The organism is Streptomyces incanus (assembly GCF_042656345.1).
Lineage (GTDB): Bacteria > Actinomycetota > Actinomycetes > Streptomycetales > Streptomycetaceae > Streptomyces > Streptomyces incanus.
In genome coordinates this window covers 16,984-39,447 of sequence record NZ_JBHSPC010000046.1, presented here as the reverse complement: position 1 = coordinate 39,447, position 22,464 = coordinate 16,984, and the positions used below count along the sequence as shown (strand labels likewise).

The 22,464-nt window shown below is 73.7% G+C and carries 21 protein-coding genes and 1 tRNA gene; 10 read left to right on the top strand and 12 right to left on the bottom strand.

What is annotated here, in order from left to right; genetic code table 11:
• Positions 1-22: 22 nt before the first annotated feature.
• Positions 23-2,605, top strand: a complete 2,583-nt coding sequence (locus tag ACFP2V_RS17220) for a phosphoribosyltransferase (RefSeq protein WP_381212850.1) — start codon at positions 23-25, stop codon at positions 2,603-2,605.
• Complete coding sequence (locus ACFP2V_RS17215; RefSeq protein WP_381212540.1) at positions 2,605-3,417, top strand: HAD family hydrolase; 813 nt, start codon at positions 2,605-2,607, stop codon at positions 3,415-3,417. Before ACFP2V_RS17220 ends, ACFP2V_RS17215 begins: the two co-directional genes overlap by 1 nt.
• A 70-nt stretch (positions 3,418-3,487) precedes the next feature.
• On the opposite strand, the gene ACFP2V_RS17210 is transcribed toward ACFP2V_RS17215, so the two are convergent.
• From ACFP2V_RS17210 to ACFP2V_RS17190, 5 genes are all read right to left on the bottom strand, one after another.
• Positions 3,488-4,252, bottom strand: coding sequence for a DedA family protein (locus tag ACFP2V_RS17210; RefSeq protein WP_381212537.1), 765 nt, complete (start codon positions 4,250-4,252; stop codon positions 3,488-3,490).
• A gap of 129 nt (positions 4,253-4,381) precedes the next feature.
• A complete protein-coding gene (locus ACFP2V_RS17205) occupies positions 4,382-4,606 on the bottom strand; it encodes an FmdB family zinc ribbon protein (RefSeq protein ID WP_381212534.1) in 225 nt (74 codons plus the stop codon).
• A 104-nt stretch (positions 4,607-4,710) separates the two neighbouring features.
• On the bottom strand, positions 4,711-6,150 hold the full coding sequence (locus ACFP2V_RS17200; RefSeq protein ID WP_381212532.1) for a hypothetical protein: 1,440 nt from the start codon (positions 6,148-6,150) through the stop codon (positions 4,711-4,713).
• Between the two features lie 74 nt (positions 6,151-6,224).
• Entirely contained in the window at positions 6,225-7,052 is an 828-nt protein-coding gene (locus ACFP2V_RS17195; RefSeq protein WP_381212529.1) for a DUF4097 family beta strand repeat-containing protein, read from the bottom strand.
• 105 nt (positions 7,053-7,157) lie between these two features.
• Entirely contained in the window at positions 7,158-8,795 is a 1,638-nt protein-coding gene (locus ACFP2V_RS17190; RefSeq protein WP_381212526.1) for an IS200/IS605 family accessory protein TnpB-related protein, read from the bottom strand.
• A 311-nt stretch (positions 8,796-9,106) separates the two neighbouring features.
• Between ACFP2V_RS17190 and ACFP2V_RS17185 the strand changes: the two genes are divergently transcribed.
• A tRNA-Val gene (locus ACFP2V_RS17185) sits at positions 9,107-9,178 on the top strand.
• An 87-nt stretch (positions 9,179-9,265) separates the two neighbouring features.
• On the opposite strand, the gene ACFP2V_RS17180 is transcribed toward ACFP2V_RS17185, so the two are convergent.
• Positions 9,266-9,622, bottom strand: coding sequence for a hypothetical protein (locus tag ACFP2V_RS17180; protein ID WP_381212523.1), 357 nt, complete (start codon positions 9,620-9,622; stop codon positions 9,266-9,268).
• A gap of 139 nt (positions 9,623-9,761) precedes the next feature.
• On the opposite strand from ACFP2V_RS17180, the gene ACFP2V_RS17175 reads away from it, so the two are divergent.
• Complete coding sequence (locus ACFP2V_RS17175; RefSeq protein WP_381212520.1) at positions 9,762-10,007, top strand: DUF2277 domain-containing protein; 246 nt, start codon at positions 9,762-9,764, stop codon at positions 10,005-10,007.
• Between the two features lie 81 nt (positions 10,008-10,088).
• On the opposite strand, the gene ACFP2V_RS17170 is transcribed toward ACFP2V_RS17175, so the two are convergent.
• The 3 genes from ACFP2V_RS17170 to ACFP2V_RS17160 all read right to left on the bottom strand — a co-directional run bounded on the left by ACFP2V_RS17170 (position 10,089) and on the right by ACFP2V_RS17160 (position 13,334).
• Positions 10,089-10,691, bottom strand: coding sequence for a DedA family protein (locus ACFP2V_RS17170; protein WP_381212517.1), 603 nt, complete (start codon positions 10,689-10,691; stop codon positions 10,089-10,091).
• A 172-nt stretch (positions 10,692-10,863) separates the two neighbouring features.
• Complete coding sequence (locus ACFP2V_RS17165) at positions 10,864-12,600, bottom strand: alkaline phosphatase D family protein (protein WP_381212514.1); 1,737 nt, start codon at positions 12,598-12,600, stop codon at positions 10,864-10,866.
• An 89-nt stretch (positions 12,601-12,689) separates the two neighbouring features.
• On the bottom strand, positions 12,690-13,334 hold the full coding sequence (locus ACFP2V_RS17160; RefSeq protein ID WP_381212511.1) for an HNH endonuclease family protein: 645 nt from the start codon (positions 13,332-13,334) through the stop codon (positions 12,690-12,692).
• A gap of 492 nt (positions 13,335-13,826) precedes the next feature.
• Between ACFP2V_RS17160 and ACFP2V_RS17155 the strand changes: the two genes are divergently transcribed.
• Together ACFP2V_RS17155 and ACFP2V_RS17150 are read left to right on the top strand one after the other, a co-directional pair.
• Entirely contained in the window at positions 13,827-14,408 is a 582-nt protein-coding gene (locus tag ACFP2V_RS17155) for a TMEM165/GDT1 family protein (protein WP_381212508.1), read from the top strand.
• A 312-nt stretch (positions 14,409-14,720) separates the two neighbouring features.
• The gene (locus ACFP2V_RS17150; protein ID WP_381212505.1) at positions 14,721-15,398 is read left to right on the top strand and encodes an HAD-IA family hydrolase; all 678 of its coding nucleotides are present in this window, start codon (positions 14,721-14,723) and stop codon (positions 15,396-15,398) included.
• Positions 15,399-15,452: 54 nt separating this feature from the next.
• Here the strand turns inward: ACFP2V_RS17150 and ACFP2V_RS17145 are convergent, their stop codons facing one another.
• Positions 15,453-16,877, bottom strand: coding sequence for a peptidoglycan-binding domain-containing protein (locus tag ACFP2V_RS17145; RefSeq protein WP_381212502.1), 1,425 nt, complete (start codon positions 16,875-16,877; stop codon positions 15,453-15,455).
• Between the two features lie 160 nt (positions 16,878-17,037).
• Here ACFP2V_RS17145 and ACFP2V_RS17140 point away from each other — a divergent pair, with 160 nt between their 5' ends.
• Positions 17,038-19,278 (top strand): MDR family MFS transporter, encoded by a 2,241-nt coding sequence (locus tag ACFP2V_RS17140; protein WP_381212499.1) that lies wholly within the window; start codon positions 17,038-17,040, stop codon positions 19,276-19,278.
• 180 nt (positions 19,279-19,458) lie between these two features.
• On the opposite strand, the gene ACFP2V_RS17135 is transcribed toward ACFP2V_RS17140, so the two are convergent.
• Positions 19,459-19,950: a GNAT family N-acetyltransferase gene (locus tag ACFP2V_RS17135; RefSeq protein WP_381212847.1), complete on the bottom strand. Its 492-nt coding sequence runs from the start codon at positions 19,948-19,950 to the stop codon at positions 19,459-19,461.
• A gap of 130 nt (positions 19,951-20,080) precedes the next feature.
• Between ACFP2V_RS17135 and ACFP2V_RS17130 the strand changes: the two genes are divergently transcribed.
• Together ACFP2V_RS17130 and ACFP2V_RS17125 are read left to right on the top strand one after the other, a co-directional pair.
• Positions 20,081-20,794 (top strand): hypothetical protein, encoded by a 714-nt coding sequence (locus ACFP2V_RS17130; RefSeq protein WP_381212496.1) that lies wholly within the window; start codon positions 20,081-20,083, stop codon positions 20,792-20,794.
• Between the two features lie 5 nt (positions 20,795-20,799).
• A complete protein-coding gene (locus ACFP2V_RS17125; RefSeq protein WP_381212493.1) occupies positions 20,800-21,453 on the top strand; it encodes a hypothetical protein in 654 nt (217 codons plus the stop codon).
• Between the two features lie 24 nt (positions 21,454-21,477).
• On the opposite strand, the gene ACFP2V_RS17120 is transcribed toward ACFP2V_RS17125, so the two are convergent.
• Entirely contained in the window at positions 21,478-21,909 is a 432-nt protein-coding gene (locus ACFP2V_RS17120) for a DnaJ family domain-containing protein (protein WP_381212490.1), read from the bottom strand.
• A gap of 149 nt (positions 21,910-22,058) precedes the next feature.
• Here ACFP2V_RS17120 and ACFP2V_RS17115 point away from each other — a divergent pair, with 149 nt between their 5' ends.
• Positions 22,059-22,451: an FHA domain-containing protein gene (locus ACFP2V_RS17115; protein ID WP_332427157.1), complete on the top strand. Its 393-nt coding sequence runs from the start codon at positions 22,059-22,061 to the stop codon at positions 22,449-22,451.
• Positions 22,452-22,464 lie beyond the last annotated feature (13 nt).

The following is a 22,464-nucleotide window of genomic DNA, read 5'->3' as shown; positions in this document are numbered from 1 at the left end:
CCGGATCGACGGCAAGGAATCCATGGAGAAGGCAGTGAACGAGGGAGTGCGCCGCGAGGCGCGCGACGGATCGCGGACCGGCGAGGACATACCCGCCGGGGACGTCTGGTCCGGGAGCTGGGTCGCCGAGCGGCTGGGCGTCGAGCTGGCGGGCGACGACCGGCTGACCGGGCTGCTCGGGCTGGCGCTGCGCCGCAACCCCAAGCGGGCGCACCTGCTGGTGTCCCACGTCCTGGGCAAGCACGTACCGCAGTCGCCCGCCGTCGTGCACGGCCACGGCGTCGCCCTGGGCCGCCGGGTCCGCGAACTGCTCGGCGAACAGGCGCATCGGGCGGTGGTCCTCGGGTACGCCGAAACCGCCACCGGCCTCGGCCACTCGGTCGCCGACGGCCTGGGCGTCGCCCCCTGCCTGCACTCCACCCGCCGCCCGGTGCCCGGGGTCGCCACGGCGGGCGGCTTCGAGGAGTCCCACTCCCACGCCACCTCGCACCTGCTGCTCCCCGAGGACCCCGGGCTGCTGGCCGGGGACGGACCGCTGGTCCTGGTCGACGACGAGTTCTCCACCGGCAACACGATCCTGAACACCATCCGCGACCTGCACGCACGCCACCCCCGGCGGCGGTACGTGGTGGTCGCCCTGGTCGACATGCGCTCACCCGCCGACACCGGCCGGCTCGACGACTTCGCCCGCGGGATCGGCGCCCGGGTCGACCTGGTGGCGACCCTCTCGGGCACGGTACGGCTCCCGGAGGGCGTGCTGGAGAAGGGACGGGAGCTCGTAGCCCGGCAGGAGGCGGAGGCGGAGGCGCGGGTGGCGGCCGGGACGCCGACGCGGACCGGCCGGGTCGCGCGCGTCGAACTGGGCTGGCCGGACGGGCTGCCCGACGGCGGGCGGCACGGGTTCACGCCCGCGCACCGCGCCCGCCTGGACGACGCCCTGCCCGCCATGGCCGGCCGGATCGCCGACGCGCTGCCCGACGGCGCCCGCCGCGTCCTCGTCCTCGGCTTCGAGGAACTGATGTACGCCCCGCTCCGCCTCGCCCACACACTGGAACAAAGGCTGGAGCAGACAGCGGCCGCCCAGGAGGCCGACGCCGAGGTCCGCTTCTCGACCACCACCCGTTCGCCCGTCCTCGCCGTGGACGACCCCGGCTACGCGATACGCACCCGGCTGGCCTTCCCCGCCCACGACGACCCCGCCGACGGTCCCGGCGAGCGCTACGCCTACAACGTCGCCGGCGCCGGCTTCGACACCGTCGTCGCCGTCGTCGACTCGGCCGCCGACACCCCCGCGCTGCACGCGCCCGGCGGGCTGCTGGCCGAACTCGCCGCACACACCCCGCAGGTCCTCCTCGCGGTCGTGCCGTCATACGTACCCGCACCACCTGACGTGCCGGCCGGACCGGACGCCCCGGACTCCCCGGCCGCCCCCGAAAGGCCCGCCTCCATGCTGCCCGAGCCCCTTCGCGGCCCCGCCTTCTCCTCGTACGCGCCCGAGGAGGTCGGCTGGCTGCTCCAGGACCTCTCCGACGTCACACTGGAGGCGCCGACCGAGGAGCGCGAGGAGGCCATCCAGAGCGGCGGCGCGCACTACGCCGAGTCACTGCCCGTCGAGTACCAGCCGAGCGTCCAGTACCAGGAGCTGTTCCGCGCGGCCCTGCACACCTCGGCGGCCCGCCTCGCCCACGCGGTCGGCGTGGTCACCGAGACGGTCCTCGCCGAGAGGTCGCCCCGCCCGGTGCTCGTCTCCCTGGCCCGCGCCGGCACTCCCGTCGGCATCCTGATGCGCCGCTGGGCCCGGTACCGGCACCAGCTGGACCTTCCGCACTACGCCGTCTCCATCGTCCGCGGCCGGGGCATCGACGCCAACGCGCTGCGCTGGCTGGCCGCCCACCACGACCCCCGGGACGTCGTCTTCGTCGACGGCTGGACCGGCAAGGGCGCCATCACCCGCGAACTCGCCCAGGCCGTCGAGGAGTTCGAGAAGACCCATGGCGTCACCGGCTTCGACCCGGAGATCGCGGTGCTGGCCGACCCCGGCTCCTGCGTGCGGACGTACGGCACCCGCGAGGACTACCTGATCCCGTCCGCCTGCCTCAACTCGACCGTGTCCGGCCTCATTTCGCGCACCGTGCTCCGCGCCGACCTGGTCGGTCCGGACGACTTCCACGGCGCCAAGTTCTACCGCGAACTCGCCGGCGCGGACGCCTCGGTGGCCTTCCTGGACGCCGTCTCCACCCGCTTCCCCGAGGTCACGGACGCCGCCTGCGCCCAGGCCAAGGAGCTGCTCGCCGCCGACCGCACCCCCACCTGGGAGGGCTGGGCCGCGGTCGAACGCATCAGTGAGGAGTACGGGATCCACGACGTGAACCTCGTCAAGCCCGGCGTCGGCGAGACCACCCGGGTCCTGCTGCGCCGGGTGCCGTGGAAGATCCTCGCGCGCGCCGGAGCCGGCCACGACCTCGACCACGTACGGCTGCTGGCCGACCAGCGGGGCGTCCCCGTCGAGGAGGTCGCCGAACTGCCGTACACCTGCGTCGGTCTGATCCACCCCCGGTACACGCGCGGCGCGACCGGCTCCGACGGCAAGGCGGTGACGGCCTGATGACCGTCCTCGTCGCCAGCGACCTCGACCGCACCCTCATCTACTCCACCAACGCCCTCGCCCTGACCGGGCCCGACGCCGAGGCCCCGCGGCTGCTGTGCGTGGAGGTCTACGAGAGCCGCCCGCTGTCCTACATGACGGAGACGGCGGCCCGGCTCCTCACCGAACTCGGCGACGCCGCCGTGTTCGTACCGACCACCACCCGCACCCGCGAGCAGTACCGGCGCATCAGCCTCCCCGGCCCCGCGCCGGCGTACGCGATCTGCGCCAACGGAGGCCACCTCCTGGTCGACGGCGAGTCCGACCCGGACTGGCACGCCCGGGTGACCGCCCGCCTCGCCGCCGAGTGCGCCCCGCTCGCCGAGGTGCGGAGCCACCTGGAGCGGACCGCCGACCCGGCCTGGACGCGCAAGCACCGCGTCGCCGAGGATCTCTTCGCCTACCTCGTCGTCGAGCGCGAGCTGCTGCCCGAGCAGTGGGTGAAGGAACTCGCCGTCTGGGCGGAGAACCGCGGCTGGACGGTCTCCCTCCAGGGCCGCAAGATCTACGCCGTACCCAAGCCGCTCACCAAGAGCGCGGCCATGCGCGAGGTCGCCCGCCGCACCGGTGCCGACCTCACCCTCGCCGCCGGCGACTCGCTCCTCGACGCCGACCTGCTGCTCGCCGCCGACCGGGGCTGGCGCCCCGGCCACGGCGAACTGGCCGACGCGGACTGGACGGCCCCCGGGATCACCGCGCTCCCCGAGCGCGGGGTCGCGGCCGGGGAGGAGATCCTGCGGGAGTTCCTGAGGGCGGCGCACCCGCCCCGGTGAGGCGGGCTCCGTGAGGCGGCCCCGGTGAAGTGACGGCCTCAGTGAGGCCGTGCGGGAGCTGCGAGGGGGGTCAGCTGTGACGCCCCTGGCCGGCCAGGCCGTACTGGCCGGCGGGATCGTCCTCCTCCTTGGAGGAGGACGCCGACCGTGCCTCTTCCGTGCCCGCCTGCCGGTCGTGCCGCCTGCGGCCGGCACCCGGCCGCAGCATCCGCAGGGCGAAGAACGCGAGCACCGCCAGCACGGCCAGGGCGAGGACCACCTTCGAGTAGGCCGACACGACGGTCGTGACCTGCTGCCAGTTCTCGCCCAGCGCGTAGCCCGCGAGCACGAAGACGGTGTTCCAGAGGGCACTGCCCAGCGTGGTCAGACCGAGGAACACGGACAGCCGCATGCGCTCCACACCGGCCGGCACCGAGATCAGCGAGCGGAAGATCGGGATCATCCGGCCGAAGAACACCGCCTTGGTCCCGTGCCGCAGGAACCACGCCTCGGTCTTCTCGATGTCCGAGACCTTCACCAGCGGCAGCCGCCCCGCGATCGCCACCGTCCGCTCCCGGCCGAGCAGCGCACCCACGCCGTACAGCGCGAGCGCGCCGATCACCGAACCGGCCGTCGTCCACAGCAGGACCGCGAGCAGGCTCATCCGCCCGCCGCTCGCGGCGAACCCGGCCATCGGCAGGATCACCTCGCTCGGCAGCGGCGGAAAGAGGTTCTCCAGCGCGATGGCCAGCCCCGCCCCCGGCGCGCCCATGACGTCCATGAGGTCGTTGATCCACTGGGGTCCGGCTTCCGAGCCCGCTGCGGCGGACAGGTTGTGCGTTGCGATGGCTTTCATGCAGACAACCGTACGAAACCGTGGCCAAAGAGAACCTGAGGAAGATTCCGGGCGCCGGTCCCGCGGTCGCCGAGCGGCGTCCGAAGGCTGCCAGAGTCTGTCCGGGGCCGGGGCCGGGGCCGGGGCCGGTCAGCCGCAGCAGCCCCCGCCGCAGCAGCCGCCACCGCCTCCGCCGCCCGCGCGGGGAGCCGCGGCCGGTGCGGAGGCGGCACCGCCCACGGCGACCGTGGACAGGAGCTTCACGGTGTCGTCATGTCCTGCCGGGCAGTCCGCCGGAGCGGCGGACTCCGCCATGGGACGGCTCAGTTCGAAGGTGTCGCCGCAGGTCCGGCAGCGGTACTCGTAGCGAGGCATGCCCACAGGCTAACCGGCGGACGGCGGGTTGTGGCCTGTGGCGGTGGTCGAGGGGCGAGGGGTGTGGTGTGTGGCGGGGAGCGGAGCGGCCGGATCCGCCCCGGTCAGCCGGCCAAGCCGCCCCGGTCCTCGCGGATCAGGGCCACCACCTGCGCCACCGACAGGCGGACCGCTTCCGTCTCCGTCAGGAAGTGCCAGTAGTCGGGGTGGCGGCCTTCCAGCCCGGCGACGGCCCGCTCCAGCCGGGCCACGGCGCTGTCCAGCGGGCGTGCGTGGCGCGGGTCCGGGGTGTGGCGGCCGGCCATGGCCAGGCGCTGGGCGTCCCGGATGGCGAAGCGGGTGCGCTCGATCTCCTGTTCCGGGTCCTTCTGCACGGCGTTCAGCTGCCGCAGCCGGTCTCCGGCGGCGGACACGGCATCGTCGGTCGTGTTCAGCAGCGCCCGTACGGTCGAGAGCACAGCGGTGGCGTCCGCCCAGCGCTGCTCGTCGCGCGCGGTGCTCGCCTCGGCGAGCTTGCTCTCGGCCTGCCGCACGTTCTCGGTGGCCACGTCGGGGACGCCCTGGAGGTCCTGCCAGCAGGCGGCGCTGAAGCGCCGGCGCAGCTCGCTGAGCACCGGTTCCACCTGCTCGCAGCGGGTGGTGAGGGCCTGCGCGCGGGTGCGCAGGGAGACCAGCCGGCGGCCGGTCTCGGCGGCCAGTTCCGGCAGCCGGTCGGCCTCCGCGCGGATGGCCTCGGCCTGGCGGATGACCCGTTCGGCCCGCTCCAGGGTCTGCGGGACGCCGTGCTGTCCGGCGCCCTGGTTCAGCTTGGTCAGCTCCGGGGAGAGCGCGGCGAGCCGGGCGGCGAGATCATCGGCCCGCAGCCCCGACGCACGGGCGGTGTCCAGCGCGTTCGACGCGGCGAGCAGCGCCTGGCGGGCCCGCTCGACGGCGGGGGCGAGCCGGGCCAGCTGGGTCTCGGCCTTGCCGAGGAGGGGGCCGAGCCCGTCGGTGAAGCGGTCCAGTTCCCGTTTGACCCGGTCCAGCTCGCCCTTGGCGGCGGTCAGTTCGGTGCGGGCCCGGGAGGCGGCGGAGGCCTCCAGGGCGTCGCGGTCGAGATCATGGGCGTCGACGGCGTCGATGTACGTGTGGCTGGCCTCGTCGATCCGGCGGCCGAGCGCCTCGAAGTCGGCGACGGCGCGGCGGGCGGCGGGGGAGCTGTCGACGGCGGTGATCGTCTCGATGGAGATCCGCAGGTCCCGCTGGGCGCTGTCCAGCTCGTAGAACGCGGCCGCCGCCGCGTCCTTGGCGGCCTGCGCCTCGGCCCGCTGGTTGTCGGCCCGGCCGCCGAACCAGCGCCGGGTGCCGCCGCCGGCGAACGCGGCGGGCAGGACCAGCGCCGCCACCAGCGGCAGGACCGTCAGCGCGAGCGTGTCACGGAGCGGACCGGCGACCCGGCCCCGGGAGACGGGACCCCGGGGGGCCGGGCCCCCGGACGGAAGACCACGCGTGCGGCACACGCGGCGTCTCGACGGCGAGTACGGCTGTCCTGGTATCGCCGTCACATCCCTCTCCCGTATGTCGTTCGCCCTGCCCGATGGCCATTGTCCCACCGGGGAAGGACGAACACACGGGTCGGTCAGTTCGCCGTACGGACGGTGAGACTCCCGTCGCCGGTGCGGACGTCCACCACATGGGAGCTGGTGTCGTCGCGGGGCACCGACACCTTCTCGGCGCCGTCACCCGTCCCGGACATCACCCGGTAGGTGGCCCGGGGGAGTTCGACGGTGACGGAACCGTCGCCGCTGCGGGACTCCACCAGGTCGGGTACGGCGCTCAGTTCCAGGCGGATCGAGCCGTCGCCGGTCCGGGCGCGCACCGTGCGGGACGCGACCTCGGCCCGCACCGATCCGTCACCGGTCCGCAGGGTCAGGGGACCGGTGGTGTCGGTGACGTGGAGGGAGCCGTCCCCGGTACGGATGTTCAGCGCGTCGCGGAAGCCCCGGGCGCGCACACTGCCGTCGCCCTCCTCGACCTTCACGGCGACCCCGCGGGGCACCTCGATACGGTGCTTGGCGGAGCAGTCGGCGACGATGCCGGAGCACTTGATCCGCAGCTTCAGCCGGTCGCCCTCCAGCGACCAGGTGGCCTTCGGGTCCGTGCCGAGCGCGACGGTGCCCTGGAACCACCGGGTGACCTCGATCTTCCCCGAGGGGGTGCGGTCCGCGGCGACGATCTCGAGCGCGGAGTCGTCGGAGTCGACGGTGAGGGTGCTGCCCGGCAGGTCGAAGGACCGGCGGTCGGGGTCGGTGTCGTCCGCGGCCGACGCCCCGCAGGCCGTCAGCCCGCCGACGAGCACCACGGCGGCCCCGCCGAGGGCGACCGCGCGCAGGCGCACGCCACGGGAGGAGCCGGTGGCGGTGCGGGTCGTGCCGGTGGCGCTGGACGGGCGGGTGGTGCGGGTCATGAAGGTCTCCCCCTGGGACGGACGGTCGCGCTTTCCGGCGCTCTTCGACCGTACGGAAACGGGCCCCGCCAAGGGATCCGGGCCACTACCGGAATCGAGGTGGGGTTACCGTTCCTGGTCAGTGAGCAGGAGTGGGTCCTGGACCCGTTCCTGCTCACTGCGGACGCCCCGAACGGTTCTGGGTGTCCTGGTCGCCCGCGTTCGTTCCGCGTCCGGTGGCACGGATCGTGTCCGTGGTCCGGGAACGCGGGGGCGGGTCTCCTCACCCCCGGGGGCATCCGGTGCGGCCTGGACGGTCCGATGCCCGTGCACATCACTCCGGTGTGCACGGGGCGGTGCCGTCCGACGCCGGACCGAATACCCCTGGGCGCGTCGCCCGATCGCCACGGCGGCTGCGCCGTGGCGGGTGGTCCTGCGGGTGGTGCTGGTCAGCGGCTTCTGCCAGTGCTGGGCACCCCACTGGGAGGTGTAGGCCGGGTCCACGGCGACGACGGTGATGCCCATGGCGTCGGCCATCGAGACGAGGCGGGCGCGGAGCCGGCCGGTGGGCAGGCCGGAGACCAACTGCCTGAACCGCTTCCTGTGGCCGTGTTTCTCCCGGGTCTTCTCCGCGGTGAAGTCCAGGTCCTCGATGGCGATCGCCTGCACACCACAGCTGCGGGCCCAGTGCAGCAGCCGGGTCAGGGCGTGGCGGACCTGGGCGTCGCGGTGGTCGGCGGTGCCGGTCAGGTCGTAGGAGAAGCGGCGCGGGCTGCCGGTCGGGTTGCCGTGAGCATCCAGGCGCCAGGCGGCGAGGTGGTCGGCGTTCGTGTCCACACCGATCACCCCCTCGGACAGCGCCGCTGCCAGGGGAATCGTGCGTGTGACGGGTTTCTGCCAGGAGGCGGTCACGTACCAGCGGCCGCGGGCCGGGTCGTGGTGGATGCGGTAGGCGATGGCCCGGTTCGCTGCCACGCGGTCGGCCCATTGCGGCCCGCGGTGCGCGAATGCCACCCGGCCGGTGAGGACGTACCGGCCGTGCGGAGCGTTCGCCAACTCCTTGAGGGGTGCGGGGAGCCGGATACTCACCTCTCCGTCCGGGCTGATACGGATGGTTTCGTTCCCGTACCGCTTCCCGCTCTCCCCGTCCGCCCGCAGGAACCAGCGGGCGGCTTCCCAGCGTGCACGCCACTGGGGCTCGGTGAGCCGTGCGGCGGGCAGCTGGTGCCGCATGCGGGCCAGGCGCTTGCCGCCGCGCACCACGTGCACCCGCCCGGCCGTCCAGTCGGCGCGTTCCCGCGCCAGCCGGTCCTCCAGGATGTGCAGGCGGCGGGCCTTGGCGTGCCACTCCCGCCTGCTGCGGTACCCGCCCGGAGCCCGCTTGCCGCCCTTTGCGCCGAGCGGCAGTGACAGCCGGTGCCGCAGGGTTTGGACGCCCGCCTGAAGGGACTGGAGGTGGGCGAGCGCACAGCGCCGGGCCAGCGCCCACTGGTCATGCGTCGCCTTGGTGATGGCACCCGCCCAGCGGGCCGACGACACAGGCGTCAGCTCCCGCTTGCGCGCGGCCCACGCCTTCGCGTCGTGGTCCAGGCCGTCGTGGCAGCGTGTCCTCAGGTCACGACAGGCCAGCGTGCCCAGATGCGCGCCCACCCGCCGCAGCACCTCCTCATCGCGAGCGGTGAGCTGCTTGAGCCGGGTACGCACCGCAACCCCCGACGGGCCGGACGCGACAAACGGCGCCGCAAGCTCCCGCAGTCCGCCCATCCCGCACCCCCAACCACCGTGAAAATTCGCTCACCCCACCCAACGAACACCCCCCGCAAAGGTCACGCATTCGGCAGACGAACTCCCATTCCCCACCACAGGCATGACAACACACACCCCCGACCGCACCCCCGCACTCACTTGCACACGCCAGAACACACTCGTACTCAGTCACATCCCATCAGCTCCCAACCCCTGAGGGGACCCGGAGGGAACCCCGCCCGGACGGATCGCGGAAGGACCCGGGCACCCGGATCGCTCCCGGGGCCATGTAGGCTGTCGACTCGGCCTGGGCGGTGCGCCCGGGTCCCGGGTGCGTAGCTCAGGGGTAGAGCGCCTGCCTTACAAGCAGGATGTCGGCGGTTCGAAACCGTCCGCGCCCACTGCATCGCGATCTTGCGGTCTCGCGAGAACAGGGCCTTTTGGAGCTTGCTCCGAAAGGCCCTGTGCCGTTCGCGCCCGAGGGGTCCCTACGGGGGCGGCTCCGTCCCGCCCGGCGGCGGTCTCCTGTGCGCGTGCTTCAGCCGGGAGCGGGCGTGGACGCGGTCGACGCCGGTCAGCTCCGCCCAGTACCGGTGGGTGCTGACGAACACCACCAGCTCGTGCTCCCGGCGCCGGAGCTTTTCCACCTCGGCCTGCTCGTCGTCCGTCCAGCCGGGTGAGGCGGGGCGCTCGACCAGGCGCCAACCGGTGTCGTCGCTGAACCCGTCGAGCGGTTCCACCGACCAGGGAAGCCGCTTCAACAGGGCCGACAGCTCGGCCTGGACCTGACGCAGCTCCTCCTGACCGGCGAGGAGGTCACTCGGGAAGTCATAGGTCGCAGCCACGCGCCAATGATACGTCTGTTCGATTTCTGGGGAGCGGGTTACTCGGAGGTCTCCTCGCCCGGTTCACCCGACCGGGCAAGCCCGGGCGCGCGGTCGTCCGGCATGGCCGTCACGGGCGCCCCGGGGTGAGACTGGGGGCATGTGCCGGAGTATCAAGACCCTGCGTCCGCCCGCCTTGCCCGAGGAGGCCACCGAAGACGAGATCCGGGCCGCCGCCCTGCAGTACGTGCGGAAGGTGTCCGGCTTCCGGGCGCCGGCCGCCCACAATCGCGAGGTCTTCGACCGGGCCGTGGACGCGATCGCCGAGGCCACGGCCGGCCTGCTGGACGGCCTGGAGGTGCGCGGCACCGGGGCGAGCGCGAGCGCGGTGCGGCAGGCGGGGTAGACGGGGAGGCGGGGCGAGTGGGATGGGCGGGGCGGGCGACGTAGCGGGTGAAGAGGGGCGGGGCGGGCCCCCGTCACCCCGTTACGAGGCCTCCACCGGTACCGGCCGCTCACGGATCAGGTACGCCGCCCCCGCGCCCGCCCCGAACAGCGCGCCGACCGACACCGCGGTGGCGAGCCAGGTCGCGCCCAGCCAGCGGGCGCCGAGGTAGCCGAGGGCCACGCTGTAGGCGGCCCAGGACAGGCCGGCCAGTGCCGACCAGGGCAGGAAGTCGCGGGCCCGGCGGCGGGCGGCACCCGCGCCGAGCGAGACCAGTGAGCGGCCGGCCGGGGCGAAACGGGCGAGGACGACCAGACCGCCGCCGCCGCGGGCCAGCGCGGCGCCAAGACGTTTCTGCGCGCCGGCCAGACGGCGGGACCGGGCGATCGCCCGGTCCAGGCGGTCGCCACCGCGCCAGGCGAGACGGTAAGCGACCAGGTCGCCCAGGACGGAGGCGGTGGCGGCGCAGAGCGTCAGGACCAGGATGTCGGGCACGTCGGTCGCGGTGCCCGCGGCGGCGGCCGTGGCCGCCGCGATCACAAGGACACCGCTCGGCAGCACCGGCAGGAACACGTCAAACAGAACCGAGAGGGTCACCACCGCGTAGATCCATGGGCTGCCGATCAGCGACCCGAAACTCTCCACCCGAACTCCCCGTTGCTCCCCCGTCGGCCAGACCGTGCCGCGGTATCGAAAGGAGCGGCGGGAGTGACCGTTGACAGTCACTGAGAGTACGCCGGACAGGTGACGGAAAGGTCACGAAGAGTTCGTGCGTACGGCACCGTGCATTCGTGCCGCCTTGCGTTCCCCCCGTACGTCACCCGCTCAGTTCGGTCTCCGTCACCGTCCTCAGCCGGACCTCCGGCCCCGCACCCGGCCGCCCCGCGGCCGTCCCCGGCGCCGGGCTCTTCGCCGTGCGCGCGTGCTCCAGTCGCAGCACCGCCGAGCGCCCGCGCATGGTCAGCGTCATGAGCTGGTTGCCGAACCAAGGCCCGCCGGTCCTGCGCCACTTGACCGGCGGCCGCCCCGAGCGCCCGTGCCGGGCGAAGACCCGGCCGAGGCCGCGGGCGGCGGCGCTCCAGCCGAAGCGGAACCCGAGTCGGATCGACAGGGGAATGGAGTTGTGCACGGGGGAGCAGGTCAGCTGCACCACCCGGGCATCCGGCCCGCGCCCGCGCCCCCGCCCGTCCCCGGACCCGCGCCCCCGCCCCTTTGCGCCCCAGCTCGGCTCCGCCACATACGCGTGGTGGACGTCACCGGAGAGCACACACACCGTCGCCGGCGCGTCCGGCCCCGTACCGGCCTCGGCGATCACCTCCGCCAACTCCCCGAAGGACTCCGGGAACGCCGCCCAGTGCTCCAGATCCGCCGCGCGCCGCAGCCACTCCCCGAACCGCGCCCAGCGGGGCCCCTTGTCACCCCGGGCCAGGGCGGAGCTCCACCCCTCGACGTCGTGCACCAGATGCGGCAGCAGCCAGGGCAGGGACGTACCGATGAGGAGATGGTCGTACGCGCCGCGCTCGTCCAGCGCCTGCGCGCGCAGCCAGGCGGCCTCGGCCGGGTCGAGCATCGCACGCTCGCCCTCCGTCAGGACCCGGGCCGCCCGGGTGTCCACCATCAGCAACCGCACCCGGCCGAAGTCGCGCCGGTAACTCCAGCGCACCGAGGCCGCGTCCGCCTCGGCCTTCGCGGCGAAGGCCCGCAACACGTCCGTACCGTCGGGGCGTTCCCGCACGGACGCGTACAGCGGGTCCGCCGCCAGCGCGCGCGGGGAGAGGTTGCCGAGATGCTGGTACACCCAGTACGACATCAGAGCGCTGCGCACCCGCTCGCCCCACCAGGGCGTGGCCCGCATGTCGGCGACCCAGGAGGCGGAGGTGTTCCAGTCGTCGATCACGTCGTGGTCGTCGAAGACCATGCACGTGGGGACGGTCGACAGCAGCCAGCGCACCAGCGGGTCGAGCCAGGACTCGTAGTAGAGGTGGGTGTACTCCTCGTAGTCCGCCACCTGGTCGCCCGGGGGGTCCTCGAGGTCGCGGCGGGCGGCGAGATAGGCGCGCGTGGCGTCGGAGGTCTCGTCCGCGTACACCTGGTCGCCCAGAAGGAGCAGCACGTCGGGCCGTTCGCCGCCCGGATCGGCGGCGATGCGCGCGGCCAGGCCGTGCAGCGCGTCGGGGCCGACGGGATCGGGCTCGCCGGTCGGCGGGGACGCCCAGCGGCAGGAGCCGAAGGCGACCCGCACACCGGCGGCGGCCTCCGCGCCGGGAGTGGCGATGACGGAGGGCGGCAGCGACACGAAGGCCTCGTCCTCGGCCGGCGGCCACACGCGGGTGCGGTCGAGGAACACCTCGTACGGCGTCGCCGTGCCGGGTGTCAGGCCGGTCACCTCGACGAGCGCGTAGTGGTGCCCCGCGATCTGGAAGGTGCGGGCCGTCCCACCGGGCCCGTCGGCGCAGCGCACCTCGGCGGTGCCCGGCCGGCTCGTCTCGACCCAGACGGTGGCGGACGAGCCGTCGATGTACCTCAGCAGCGGCCCGAGGCGCAGTCCGGTCATGGTGGTGCCCCTTTCCTCCGTCGCCCCGTACGGTACGGAACGACGGAGGAGTGCGGGGGACCTTGAGCCTGTTGCGGCGTGCTGCGCGGTCAGCAGCTCGCGAGGTAGCCCTGCAGGGCGGACTTCTCGGCCGAGTCGACCGACAGGCCGTAGTAGTACTTCACCTGCACCCAGGCGCGGACGTAGGTGCAGCGGTACGCCGTGCGGGACGGCATCCACTCGGCGGGGTCCTTGTCGCCCTTGGCCTGGTTGACGTTGTCGGTGACCGCGAGGAGCTGCGGGCGGGTGAGGTCGTTGGCGAAGGCCTGGCGCCGGGCGGTGGTCCAGGAGCCGGCGCCGGAGTCCCAGGCCTCGGCGAGCGGGACGAGGTGGTCGATGTCGACGTCGGAGGCGGCGGTCCAGGTGGCGCCGTCGTACGGGGAGTACCAGCTGCCGCTGGTGGCGGCGCAGGCGGAGTCGGTGACGACGTTCGTGCCGTCGCGCTTGAGGACCGTCTCGCGGGTGTTGCAGGTGCCGCTGATGGTGATCCAGTGGGGGAAGAGGTCGCGGTTGTAGCCGGTGCGGCTTTCGGTGGACACGGTGAGCGAGGCGAGGTAGGTGCGGGCCGTGGAGGCGCTGACCGGGGTGGGGAGGGCGGCGGAGGCGCTCGGGCCGTTGAGCATTCCGGCGGAGGCTATGAGCCCGGTGAGCGCCGCGACTATGCTCAGGCGTCGACGCGCGTAGAACTTGGTCATGCGAACTCCCTTGTGGGGTGGGGCCGTCGGGGTGCGAGCAAGGGGAATGCTCGCCTCGCGGCGTTACGGGGAGGGGTGAGCCCGGTGAGAACTTAATGACGTGTGCATGACGTGTCTAGATGTGCGGCGGTGCCGATGTGGTGCGGCTGTCGTGCGGGCGTGACGTTTTCGCGGGATTCCCGCAGGTATGGGCGGAGCGCGGAGGGGGGTGCGGGTGCGCGCGGAGGTGGGCGTACGGGTGCTCGGACCGGCCTCGCGTACGATGGACGGCGCAGAGGGGGAGTAGCCCTTCGCCGGACCGTCGACATACTGCTCAGCCCGTCTGAGCCGGCGCCCGGAGGCAGGCCCCGTACAGGGGTCGGCCGGCGAGACCTTCGGCAAGCAGTGCACGCCCGTGCCCCTCGGCGCGGGTGCCATGTGCGCTGCCGTGCCGAGGCGTCCCGTGGATACGCGCAGACTCTCGGTGGGGCAGCCCCGACCGATCGAGGAACCTTGATCAACCTGACCGTGACGGCCATCGTGTTCGGCGTCGTCTTCCTCGCCGAGCTGCCGGACAAGACCGCGCTCGCCGGCCTCGTCCTCGGCACCCGCTACCGGGCCTCCTACGTCTTCGCCGGTGTCGCCGCCGCCTTCGCCGTGCATGTCGCGCTCGCGGTGGCGGCGGGCAGCGTGCTCACCCTGCTGCCGCAGCAGCTCGTGCAGGCGATCACGGGTGCGCTCTTCCTGGGCGGCGCGGCGGTGCTGCTGTTCAAGAAGGACGAGGGCGAGGAGGAGGTCCGCAACCCCAAGGACCAGTCCTTCTGGAAGGTGTCCGGGGCGGGCTTCATGCTCATCCTGGTCGCCGAGTTCGGCGATCTCACCCAGATCATGACCGCCAACCTCGCCGCCCGGTACGACGACCCGCTCTCCGTCGGCCTGGGTGCGGTGCTGGCGCTGTGGGCGGTGGCCGGGCTGGGCATCGTCGGCGGAAGGGCCCTGATGAAGCGGGTGCCGCTCAAGCTGATCACCCGGATCGCGGCACTGTTGATGCTGGGGCTCGGGGCGTGGAGCCTGTGGGAGGCGGCGACCGGCTGAGCGGAGCGGGCCGGGCCGGTGGGCGGGCCGGGAAGGGCGGGCCGAGCGGGACGCACGGCCGGCCGGCCGGTTCCGTCGGCGGCTGCGGCTGCGGCTGCAACTGCGGGGGCGACGGCGCGGCCAACGATCCGTGAACGCTCGGCGGAGCCGCTGGCGGGATACCGGACTTGTTTTGTATCGTGGATGAACAAAGTGGCTCCCGCCCGTTTTCCCTGACCGGCGGGCGGGGCCGCCTTGTCCCCCCTTCCCGGGAACCGCACCGGGGCCCGCACCCGCACCCGGCCCCGCCTCCCCCGCGCTTTGGAGCTGCCGATGACGGCCACCGTCGTACTCACCGCCCGCGCCCTCCTGCTGGACATGGACGGCACCCTCGTCAACTCGGACGCCTCGGTGGAGCGCGTCTGGCGGCGCTGGGCCGAGCGGAACGGGCTCGACGGCGACGAGGTCATGAAGGTCGTGCACGGCCGCCAGGGCTACGCCTCGATGGCGCTGCTGCTGCCGGACCGGCCGATGGAGCAGAACCACGCCGACAACGCGCGCATGCTCGCCGAGGAGACCTCGGACACCGAGGGCGTCGTCGAGATACCGGGCGCCCGCGCGTTCCTCGCCTCGCTCGACGGCCTCCCGCACGCCCTCGTGACCTCCGCCGACGTCGCCCTGTCCACGGCCCGGATGGCCGCCGCAGGGCTGGAGCGGCCCGAGGTGCGGGTGACGGCCGAGTCGGTCGGCGCGAGCAAGCCCGACCCCGAGGGCTTCCTCAAGGGCGCGGCGGAACTGGGCGTCGCCCCGGCCGACTGCGTGGTCTTCGAGGATTCCGGCGCGGGGATCGCCGCGGGGCGCGCGGCCGGCATGCGCGTCATCGGCATCGGCCCGCGCGCCGGACTCCACGACCCGGACGTGGTCGTACGCGACCTGACCCAGGTACGGGTGGAGCGCGGCGCGGACGGGACGATCCTGCTGCACATCACGGAAGCCGGGCACGCGGGCTGACGTCGCCTGTCGCCGCCGTGAAGCGGTGCGGCCGGTACGGCACGTTCCGTCGCCTCAGCGGTTCCCGGTCTCCGCCTCCAGCCGGGCCCGGGTCTCCGGTCCGTACACACCCGGCTCGTCGCCATGGACGCCCCGCGCCCACTGGTAGTTGCGGACGGCGTCCTCCGTGCGGCGGTTGAACCGGCCGTTGGCCGAGCCGTTGTACAGGTACACCCTGCTCAGGCGCTGCTGGAGGTCGACGACCTCCGGACCCCGGTCGCCGCGCCTCAGCGTGGGGCCGGTGGCGCTGCCGGCGTCCGGTTCCTCCGCCTCCTCGGGGGCTTCGGCCGGGGCGGTGGTCGGCGGGGTCGCGGAGGGCTCCGCCGCATCCGAGGGGGCCGCCGAAACGCCCGCCCCCGCCTCCGCCTCCGCCTCCGACTCCGAGGCCGATGGCGAAGCCGACGCCGACGGACTCGCGCTCCCGGACGGCGGGGCCGACGCCGGGGCGGACACCTCCGGTGAGCCGGACACGCTCGTGGCCGGTGCCACCGAGGGAGCGTCGGCCACGAGCGTGTCCGGCACGCTCGCCCGTACGTCCTTCGGCAGCGCGCCGTCCCGGGACGGCGTCTCGTAGGCGAACAGCCCGCTCGCCCAGCCGGCGGCCCCGATCACCGCCACGACGGCCCCGGCGGCCACGAGCAGCGTGGCGCGGCGACGGTGGCGGCTGCCGGGTGGAGCGGGTTCGCCGGCCCCCGGGACCGGAAGTGAACCCGCCCCGGCAGGGACCGTCCTTAGGGGACGCGTGGAGTCGAACAGGTTCAGGTCGGTGGCGCTCGGCTCGCTCGTGGGCGGCGCGAGAGGCGCGACGAGGGGCGTGGGCCGGGGAGCCGGGGCCGGGGCCGGCACGGGGGTGGCCGGGGGGAGTGCCGGGGGGAGTACGGACGTCGCGTCCGGGTCGCCGGGGGGTTCGGGTGCGGTGAGTGGGTCCGGGTCCAGGGTGATGGCACGCAGTTGCACGGTCGCGTCGGCGGCCGGCTGCGGTGCCTCGGGCGCCGCCTGACCGGCCCGTGCGGTCCGCTCGTCGTGTGCGGTCCGCTCGTTCCGCGCTGTGGGCCCGCCGTGAGTCGCCGGGGTGTCCCGCCGGCTCGAGTCGGCCGGGGTGCGGGCCTGCTCGGCCCCTTGCCCGGCTTCCGGCGCACCGTCGTCGGCCGGGGTGTCGCCGACCTCCGGCGCGCCGGGGTTCCCGTCGGCCGGTGCGGCGTTCGGCGTACTCGCTGCCGCCGCCGCTGCCGCCGCTGCCCCTGCCGTCGTCGTGCCGTCGTCGAGTTCGACGTACGGGCGGATGCGGAGCGGAGTGAAGTCCTCGGCCTCTGCCGCCTGCGCCGTACGGGCGTTGCGGAAGGCGTCGGACGCGCGCAGATTGCAGGCGCAGGAAGGGGTGTTGCCCCTGTTCCCTGGCGCACCGCATTCCGGGCACGGGGTGCCCGTCGAATCGTCCACGCGTACTCCCTCCCCTCGTGATCTCCAGAGATTATGCAGATCTTCTCCACACGCCTGCGCACACGCCCCCGGAATACGGTCTTCCGGATGGACTCAACAGGCCATAACCGGTCACACCGATCACGATGGACCGTGGAAACGAGAACCTGTGGAGGTGGTCATGTCCGGGGACGTGCACGGCAGGGCGGAGAGGGCGGGCAGCGCGCGGCCCTCGCCCGGTGCCGGTTCCGGACCACCGGCCGCCGATGCCGGTCCAGGCGGTCCAGGCGGTCCAGGCGGTCCGGGCGGTCCGGGCGGTCCGGGCGGTCCGGGCGGTCAGGGCGATCCCCGTGAGCAGGTGTCCCGCAACGTCATCGTCTCGATGGGCGCACTGCTCCTCGGCCTGCTGCTCGCCGCCCTCGACCAGACCATCGTGGCCACCGCGCTGCCCACCATCGTCAGTGAGCTGGGCGGCCTGGAGCATCTGTCCTGGGTGGTCACCGCGTATCTGCTGGCCTCGACCGCCGCGACCCCGCTGTGGGGCAAGCTCGGCGACCAGTACGGCCGCAAGCGGCTGTTCCAGACCGCCATCGTCATCTTCCTGATCGGGTCCGCGCTGTGCGGCGTGGCGCAGGACATGGCCCAGCTGATCGGTTTCCGCGCGCTCCAGGGGCTGGGCGGCGGCGGACTCATCGTGCTGTCCATGGCGATCGTCGGCGATCTCGTCCCGCCCCGCGAACGCGGCAAGTACCAGGGCATGTTCGGCGCCGTCTTCGGTACGACGAGCGTCCTCGGGCCGCTGCTCGGCGGACTGTTCACCGAGCATCTGAGCTGGCGCTGGGTGTTCTACATCAACCTGCCCCTCGGGATCGTCGCCCTCGCCGTCATCGCGACGGTGCTGCACATCCCGCGCAGTTCGACCCGGCACGTCATCGACTACCTCGGCACCTTCCTCATCGCCTCCGTCGCGACCTGCCTGGTCCTGGTCGCCTCCCTCGGCGGCACCACCTGGGCCTGGGGCTCGCCGCAGACCATCGGCCTCACGACGCTGGGTGCCGTCCTCGCCGTCGCCTTCGTGGCCGTCGAACGCCGGGCCGCCGAACCGGTGCTGCCGCTGAAACTGTTCGGGATCCGCACCTTCACGCTCGCCGCCGTGATCAGCTTCATCGTCGGTTTCGCCATGTTCGGCACGTCGACCTACCTCCCGACGTTCCTCCAGGTGGTCCAGGGCGTCACCCCGACCATGTCCGGCGTGCACATGCTGCCGATGGTGGCCGGAACGCTGCTGGCCTCGACCGGCTCCGGACAGATCATCAGCCGCACCGGCCGCTGGAAGGTGTTCCCGATCGCGGGCACCGGCGTCATGACCGTCGGCCTGCTGCTGCTCCACCAGATCGACGAGCACAGCTCCACCGCCGTGATGAGCGCCTTCTTCTTCGTCTTCGGCCTGGGGCTCGGCCTGATGCTGCAGGTTCTGGTGCTGATCGTGCAGAACTCCGTCTCCTACCGGGACCTGGGCGTCGCCACCTCCGGCGTGACCTTCTTCCGTTCCATCGGCGCCTCGTTCGGCGTCGCCGTCTTCGGCATGATCTTCACGAACGGCCTCGACGGCAAACTCGCCGACGTCTTCCGCGGCGCCCGGCTCCCGCCCGGCGTCTCCGCCGACGCGCTGGAGGCCGACCCGCGCGGCATCGGAGACCTGCCGGCCGCCCTGCGCCCGGAGACCTTCCACGCGTACGCCTCCGCCATCACCGACGTCTTCCTGTACGCCACTCCCGTCGTCCTCGTCGGGTTCGTCCTGGCCTGGCTCCTCAAGGAGGACAAGCTGCGGGCCTCGGTCACCGCGCCCGACGGCGCCGAGACGCTGGCCGGCAACCCGGTGGAGCGGTCGTCGCACGACGAGGTGTGCCGCGCGCTGTCACTGCTCGGCACCCGCGAGGGCCGGCGCGACATCTACCGGAAGACCACCGCCCGCGCGGGCTACGACCTGCTGCCCGCGACGAGCTGGCTGCTGCTGCGGATCAGGAGGCACGGCACGGTGGAACCGGTGCTGCTCGCCGAGCGCAGTCCCGTCCCGCTCGATGTCGTCATGGAGGCCGCCCGCCAGGCCGAGGTGCGGCACCTCGCCCGGCGCGAGGGCCTCGGCCTCGTCCTGACCGACGACGGGTTCGAGGCCGCCGAGCGGCTGGCGCGGGCCCGGGAGGAGTCCCTGGCCGAGCTGCTCGGCGACTGGTGGGGACCGAACCGGCCCACCGATCTGGTGCAACTGGTGTACGAGCTGTCGGGGGAGCTGGGCGGATCGCGCGGGGATTGCCCGCACGGCGGCGGGGAACGCCCGCACGGCAGTGGGGAACGCCCGCACGGCGGCGGCGAGCGTCCGGGGGGTGCGCGCGGCGGGCGCCCGGGTACGCCGGTCGGCTGAGGGCCGGTCGGATGATCTCTGATCGGGCGGCCACGCCCTGGCACGCACGCTTCCCGCGTTGCCGGAATGTCCCAGTGGCTCCGCTGCGAGGACGTCCCGGCGCCTTGGAAGCGCACGCGCCGGACCGCGTCCGCTCTCCGGTCGAAGGTCACCCGACCTGCTCCGAGCCCGCACCGGAGGTCACCCGAGCCGCTTGGTGAACCAGTGCTCGGCGGCCGGTCCGCCGTTGTGCGGTTCCGTCTCGGTGAAGCCGAGCCGCGCGGACAGGGCGCGGGCCTCCACCGGGTCGCCGCGCGTGTCCGGGATCAGCCGGGTGGCACCCGACGCGCGGGCCGCGTCCTCGGCGGCGCGCACCAGGAGCGCCGCACCGCCCCTGCCCCGCATCCCCCGGTACAGGAAGACCCGGGTGAGTTCGGCAGTCGCGGGGTCCGGCAGCCGGATCCCCGCACTGCCCGCCGCCTCGTCCCCGTACCGCGCGACCAGCGGATGCCCGCGTGGCGGCACGAGGCCGGCGCCCGACTCCGCGGCGATCTCGCGCTCCAGCTCCTCCGGATCGGTCCGGCGTCCCCCGTGCGGCAGATACCAGCGGTCGCCGGCCTCCGTGCGGTACGCCCGCCAGAGCGCGGCGGCGACGGGGGAGCCGGGGAGTTCGGGGGCGACGCGACGGTCCAGGACCTGACCGCATCTTCCGGTCCTCCGGCACCGCGCGCGCAACCCCTGTTTGCGGGCGGGTCTTTGGGCAACCCGCATGGAGAACCGGCGCGCGGGAAGTGCCGGTTGGCCGACGAACCGGAAGGCATCCATGTCCACTGGCCTGATCATTGCCTTGATCGTGATCGTGGCGGTCGTTGTCGTCGCGGCGGCCGTACTGACCCTGCGCGCCCGTGGTCCACGCCACGGCACGCACCTGAAGCGGCGCTTCGGACCCGAGTACGACCGGGCGGTCGCCCGGCACGACGGGGACGCGGAGGCCGCCGAACGTGAACTGGCCCAGCGCGTGAAGCTCCACGGCGACCTGCGGGCACGACCGCTGGGTACCGCCGAACGGGAGAGGTACGAGGCGGACTGGACGGCCGCGCAGGAGCGGTTCGTCGACTCGCCGCGGGACGCCGTCGCCGAGGCGGACCGGCTGCTCGCCGACCTCGCCGCCGCCCGGGGCTACCCCGACGGCGGACAGTACGAGGAGCAGCTCGCCGCACTGTCCGTGCACCACGCCCACCACGTCGACGGCTACCGCCGGGTGCACCGGGTCGCGCAGGCCCGCGTGAACGGCGGGCACGAAGGCGGCGCGGGCACCGAGGAGATGCGCGAGGCCATGGTCGAGGCCCGCGCCCTCTTCGACGATCTGGTGCGGCCGTCCCGTCACGACGGCGGAGACCATCACGACGGCGGAGACCATCGCGGCGGCCCGGACGGCCACCGTGGCGACCCGGACGACCACCGCGCGAGGACGGCCGAACGCGGCCGCCCCCACACGCCCTCATTGCTCCACCGGCGACAGGCGAAGGAGAGCTGAGCGAGATGACCGACACGACCCGGCGCCCCGGCGACGAACCGCTGGCCGAGGGGCCCCGCACCACCACCCGCGCGACCGTCCCCGGGACCCGTGACGGAGTCCACGGGAACGTCCGCGAGGACACCCACGGGGACGTTCACCAGGACATCCACGAGGACGTCCACGGGGACCCCCGCCGTGACGCCTACGAGAAGGGCGCCCGAGCCGGCGCACCGGACCTCCGCGAGGACACCGGCACGGTGCTGCCCGCCCGCGACGGCGCCGGCTCCCCGACCGCCGACCGCTCGCGGACCGGCGGCACGCCGGACCCGTACACGCCCCTGGACGACCGCCACGACGGTGACCGCGTCCCCGGCGCCGCGTACGGCCCCGGTCTGCTTCCGCTCGACGAAGGCGACCAGCTCTCCGCGCAGTTGCAGCACGCCGTGACCGGTTTCGTGGACGCCCCGCGGGACTCCGTCGCGGAGGCCGATCACGTGCTGGAGGAACTCGCCGCCCGCTTCACGGACGCGGTGACCGAGCGGCGCCGTACCCTGCGCCGGTCCTGGCAGACCGAGGACGCCGGCGCGGGCCCGAGCGCCGCCGAGACCGGCACCGAGCAACTGCGCCTGGCCCTGCGGGACTACCGCGAACTGGCGGAACGGCTCCTGCGCGCCTGACCGGCTCCGCGCCGGGGCCGGCCGTCAGGTGCCCCGGCGCTCCGGCCCCTCGGCCCCCGCCCGGCGCTCCCGCCACTGCCGTACGACGTCCTCGACGTCGTACGGTTTTTTGCCCAGCGGGGGGCCGGGCGGCGGCTTGTACATCATGTCGCGGATCTTGACGTTGATCTCCGTGAGGATCCTCCGGACGATCCGCTCCGAGGGGGCCGCGTAGGCCGCCTCCAAGGCGTCCTCGGCCTCCTTGCGCAGGGCCAGCGTCGGCGGCAGCACCGAGCAGCCCTCGCGGGCCAGCTTCCGCTTGACCCACCACATCTCGTCGTACGGGGACTCCAGGTCGGGCGGCAGGGGCTTGCCCGCCCCCGGCAGCCGCGAGAAGTCCCCGCGCGCCTCGGCGTCACGGATCTGCTTGTCCACCCACGTTTCGAAATCGACGTCCGGCGGCTTTCGCTCGGTCATGGGGCCATTGTGCCCGCCGGACGGACGGGAGGGAGCCGGGCGTTTTATCATGCGGCGACAGCGAGCCGTTCCGGCCGCCGCACCAGGCCGTTGTGGCCGCCGTCGGGCCGGTACCGCCGGTCCGCCAGAACGTCCCAGGAGGAGCGCACGTGCTCGAACTCACCATGGCCACCGTGTCGTCGGCGGAATCGGGAGCCACGGCCGGCATGCTCATGGCCGACGCGCCGACCGAGCCGGGCGCTGTGCTGCGGGTGGGCCGGGACAGGTCGGTGTGCCGGCTCTCCACGCCGGACGACTGGCTGTTCGTGTCCCGGGTCCACCTGGAGTTCCAGTGCGCCCAGGACGGCACCTGGTACCTGAGCTGGCTGCGCGGTTCGCTCCCCGAGCCGTCCTCCGAGGTCCGGCTGACCATCGGGGACCAGGCCCACCCGGTCGCCTACGGCGGCAGCGTCGCCCTGCCCCGGGGCGGCAACGGCGAGGTCGTCATCCTGGACCGCTCGGCCCCGCGCAGCGTCAACGTGGGCTTCTACCACGAGGTGTGAGGCCGGCCGGCAC

Bases quoted from the DNA above. Each gene is read 5' to 3' on its own strand.
- ACFP2V_RS17160 (WP_381212511.1), bottom strand. From the start codon at position 13,334: ATGACCAAGTTCTACGCGCGTCGACGCCTGAGCATAGTCGCGGCGCTC.
- ACFP2V_RS17150 (WP_381212505.1), top strand. From the start codon at position 14,721: ATGACGGCCACCGTCGTACTCACCGCCCGCGCCCTCCTGCTGGACATG.
- ACFP2V_RS17120 (WP_381212490.1), bottom strand. From the start codon at position 21,909: ATGACCGAGCGAAAGCCGCCGGACGTCGATTTCGAAACGTGGGTGGAC.
- ACFP2V_RS17125 (WP_381212493.1), top strand. From the start codon at position 20,800: ATGACCGACACGACCCGGCGCCCCGGCGACGAACCGCTGGCCGAGGGG.
- ACFP2V_RS17165 (WP_381212514.1), bottom strand. From the start codon at position 12,600: ATGACCGGACTGCGCCTCGGGCCGCTGCTGAGGTACATCGACGGCTCG.
- ACFP2V_RS17175 (WP_381212520.1), top strand. From the start codon at position 9,762: ATGTGCCGGAGTATCAAGACCCTGCGTCCGCCCGCCTTGCCCGAGGAG.
- ACFP2V_RS17195 (WP_381212529.1), bottom strand. From the start codon at position 7,052: ATGACCCGCACCACCCGCCCGTCCAGCGCCACCGGCACGACCCGCACC.
- ACFP2V_RS17205 (WP_381212534.1), bottom strand. From the start codon at position 4,606: ATGCCTCGCTACGAGTACCGCTGCCGGACCTGCGGCGACACCTTCGAA.
- ACFP2V_RS17140 (WP_381212499.1), top strand. From the start codon at position 17,038: ATGTCCGGGGACGTGCACGGCAGGGCGGAGAGGGCGGGCAGCGCGCGG.
- ACFP2V_RS17215 (WP_381212540.1), top strand. From the start codon at position 2,605: ATGACCGTCCTCGTCGCCAGCGACCTCGACCGCACCCTCATCTACTCC.
- ACFP2V_RS17210 (WP_381212537.1), bottom strand. From the start codon at position 4,252: ATGAAAGCCATCGCAACGCACAACCTGTCCGCCGCAGCGGGCTCGGAA.
- ACFP2V_RS17130 (WP_381212496.1), top strand. From the start codon at position 20,081: ATGTCCACTGGCCTGATCATTGCCTTGATCGTGATCGTGGCGGTCGTT.
- ACFP2V_RS17190 (WP_381212526.1), bottom strand. From the start codon at position 8,795: ATGGGCGGACTGCGGGAGCTTGCGGCGCCGTTTGTCGCGTCCGGCCCG.
- ACFP2V_RS17220 (WP_381212850.1), top strand. From the start codon at position 23: ATGGAGAAGGCAGTGAACGAGGGAGTGCGCCGCGAGGCGCGCGACGGA.